The organism is Arhodomonas sp. KWT, from assembly GCF_010993615.1.
This window is the reverse complement of record NZ_WNXE01000006.1, coordinates 1-3,087: the sequence shown is the minus strand read 5'-3', so window position 1 is coordinate 3,087 and position 3,087 is coordinate 1. Positions and strand designations below refer to the sequence as shown.

General features: G+C 72.7%; 4 protein-coding genes. All 4 read left to right on the top strand.

The genetic code is table 11. The features are described 5' to 3' along the window. A partial coding sequence (locus tag G7A99_RS25125) for an STAS domain-containing protein (RefSeq protein ID WP_240466071.1) occupies positions 1-548 on the top strand: 548 nt, incomplete at its 5' end. A gap of 97 nt (positions 549-645) precedes the next feature. Next, complete coding sequence (locus G7A99_RS02550; protein WP_018718985.1) at positions 646-1,080, top strand: hypothetical protein; 435 nt, start codon at positions 646-648, stop codon at positions 1,078-1,080. 30 nt (positions 1,081-1,110) lie between these two features. Then, positions 1,111-2,049 carry a sulfurtransferase gene (locus tag G7A99_RS02545; protein WP_163138783.1) on the top strand — a complete coding sequence of 313 codons (939 nt, stop codon included), beginning with the start codon at positions 1,111-1,113 and terminating at the stop codon, positions 2,047-2,049. 106 nt (positions 2,050-2,155) lie between these two features. Continuing rightward, the coding region (locus G7A99_RS02540; protein WP_163138782.1) for an SLAC1 anion channel family protein at positions 2,156-3,087 on the top strand (932 nt) is incomplete at its 3' end.

Here is a 3,087-nt window from a genome sequence, read left to right as displayed (position 1 = left end):
TCGTCCGCCGCGCCCCCGGCGGGGACATCGCGGTGCTCGCCACCTGCCTCGGGCTGACGGTGGTCTTCGACATGGTCATCGCCATCGGTGTCGGCGTGGTCCTCGCCGCGCTGCTGTTCATGCGCGACGTCGCGACCATGACCCGCGTCACCGACATCACGTCGTCGTCGCGCTTACGCTCACATGCCGTCCCGGCCGGCTGGGCGGTGTTCAAGGTCACCGGCGCGCTGTTCTTCGCCGCCGCGGAACGGGTGTTCGCCGAGCTGGAGGCGGAGGCGGCGGGGCGGGACGGGGTGATCGTCTACATGGACGGCGTGCCGGTGCTCGACGCCGGCGGGGTCAGCGCGCTCGAGCGTTTCGTCGAGCGCATGTCGGAGGCCGGTACCCGTGTGATCGTCGCCGACCTGCAGTTCCAGCCGCTGCGCACCCTGGCCCGCGCCCGGATCCGGCCGGTGCCGGACCGCCTGGTCTTCACACCCACCCTCGACGAGGCCGTCCGCCAGGGCCGCGACATGAGCGCTCCCGGCGGGAGCGCCGCGGTACTGTGACATAGTCACTGACCGCGGCACGCCGCGCGCCGGAGACTCTCCGCCAGGCCCCGGGGAATCGCCCCGGGGCACGGCAACCGGTAAACGGGAGGTCCCCATGCGCGCACCCCTCAAGCCCCTGCTCGTCTTCATCGCCCTGCTCGTCACCGCCGGCGTCGCCGACGCGGCGGAACGGCGGCTGCTCACCGTCATCACCGCGGACAGCCCCCAGACGCAGGCCATGGCGCTGATCCTCACCCGCCAGTGGGTCCGCGACGGCGGCGACGCCCGGATCCTGCTGTGCGACGCCGCCGGCGGCATGGCGGTGTCCGCCTCCGACGAGGGCGGCGAAACCGTCCAGCCACCGGACATGGCGCCCCGGCAGATGCTCGGCGGGCTCGTCGACGCCGGTGTGCGGGTGGACGTCTGCGCCATCTACCTGCCCACGGAGGGCCTCTCCGACCGGGACCTGCGCCCCGGCGTCGGCGCTGCCACGCCGTCGGATATCGGTGCAGTGATGGCCGACCCGGCCACCCGGCTGTTCACGTTCTGAACCGGCGAACGCGCCCCTGGAGGTGACACCATGAACGACGTCCGACTGCTGCGCACGCTGCGCAACGCCGCCGCGGCTGCGCTGATGCTGCTGCCGACGGCCCTGCTCGCGGCCACCGCTCCGCTGGTCTCCGCCGACTGGCTGGGGGCGCACCGCGAAGAGGTGACCGTGATCGAGACCGCCAAGGACCCGGCGCTCTTCGACGGGGTCGGCCACATCGCCGGCGCCGTGTTCGTGCCCTACGGCGACATCGCCGTGGAGCGCGAGACCGACGACGGCCCGGTGGACTACCTCGTCCCCGACGCCGGCGCCTTCACCGCACTGATGCGCGACGCCGGCGTCGACGCCGGCGGGACCGTCGTGATCGCCCCCGCCGGCACCCGGGTCGCCGGGGACATGACCGTCGCCGCACGGCTGTACTGGGCCCTGCGCTACTACGGTCACGACGACGTCGCGGTGCTGGACGGCGGTGCCGCGGCCTGGGCCGCCGCCGGCGGCGGGACCGCCGACTCCCCGGCCGGCCTGCCGGGAGACGGCGACTTCGCGGCCCGTCTGGCCCGTCCCGGCATCCGGGTCTCCACCGCGGACGTGGCCGACGTCCTGGAGAACGGCGGCGCCACCCTGGTGGACAATCGTCCGCTGACGCAGTACACCGGCCTCGCCGGCAAGGACTACGTCGACGGCCTCGGCCATCTGCCCGGTGCCCGTCCGGTACCGTTCGACCTGTTTTCCGTCAGCCGCGACGGCATCCACTACTGGCGCGACGGCGAGGCGGTGCGCCGGATCCTCGCGGCGATGGACGTGGGCGAGGATCAGCCGGTGATCGCCTACTGCAACTCCGGCCACGTCTCGTCCATGGCCTGGTTCGCGATCAGTGAGATCGGCGGCCGGGACGACACCGCGCTCTACGACGGCTCGCTCCACGCCTGGACCCGTTCGGCGGACCGGCGGGCCATGCTCCGGCCCTGAGACCATGACACGGCGCCGGAGCGTGCCCCGCGGCCGTACGGGGGTCGCCCCCGACGGTCACGCGCACGGCCGGCGCCCCGGCGGCAGCGCCCGCGGGAGTAAGGCCATGAAAGCACTCGCCCCCGGACCGGGGGATCGGCTCGGTCATTTCCCGGTGAGCATGTTCGCCATCGTCATGGGGCTCGCCGGCCTGGCCATCGCCTGGGAACGCGCCGCCCGGGTCACCGGTGTACCCGCGGCGGTGGCGCCGGTGCTCGCGACCTCGGTCGCGGCGGTGTTCATCGTGCTGCTCGGCGTCTACGCGGCGAAACTGCTGCGCCGGCGCGCCGATGTCCTCGCCGAGCTGCACCACCCGGTGAAGCTGAGCTTCTTCCCGACGATCTCCATCAGCCTGGTGCTGCTGGGCACGCTGGCGCTGGTCCACGCCCCGGCCGTGGCGCCGTGGCTGTGGGGTGCGGGCGCGGCCGCGCAGCTCGCGTTCACCCTCTACATCGTCGGCGCCTGGCTCCACCAGGAGCGCTTCGAGATCGTCCACGTGAGTCCGGCATGGTTCATCCCCGCGGTGGGCAACATCCTGGTGCCGATCGCCGGCGTACCCCTGGGACTGGCGGAGCTGTCGTGGTTCTTCTTCAGCGTGGGCGTGATGTTCTGGCTGGTGCTGCTGACCATCGTGGTCTACCGCATGATCTTCCACCAGCCGCTGCCGGCGACGCTGATGCCGACGCTGTTCATCCTCGTCGCCCCGCCGGCGGTGGGCTTCGTGGCCTACGTGCAGCTCACCGGTGGCGTGGATGCCTTTGCCCGCGTGCTCTTCCACACCGGGCTGTTCCTGCTGCTGCTCCTGCTCACCCAGTGGCGGCGCTTCACGCGGCTGCGCTTCGCGATCTCGTGGTGGGCGTATTCGTTCCCGCTGGCGGCGATGACGGTCGCCGCGTTCGGCCTCCATGCCAGCGACAGCCGGAGCTGGGTGCTCGTGCTCGCCTGTGCCCTGCTCGCGCTCGTGACCGCGGTCGTCGCCGGGCTCATCGTCCGCACGGG

Excerpts from the sequence above, each read along its gene's own strand:
- G7A99_RS02550 (WP_018718985.1), top strand. The coding sequence starts at position 646 with ATGCGCGCACCCCTCAAGCCCCTGCTCGTCTTCATCGCCCTGCTCGTC.
- G7A99_RS02545 (WP_163138783.1), top strand. The coding sequence starts at position 1,111 with ATGAACGACGTCCGACTGCTGCGCACGCTGCGCAACGCCGCCGCGGCT.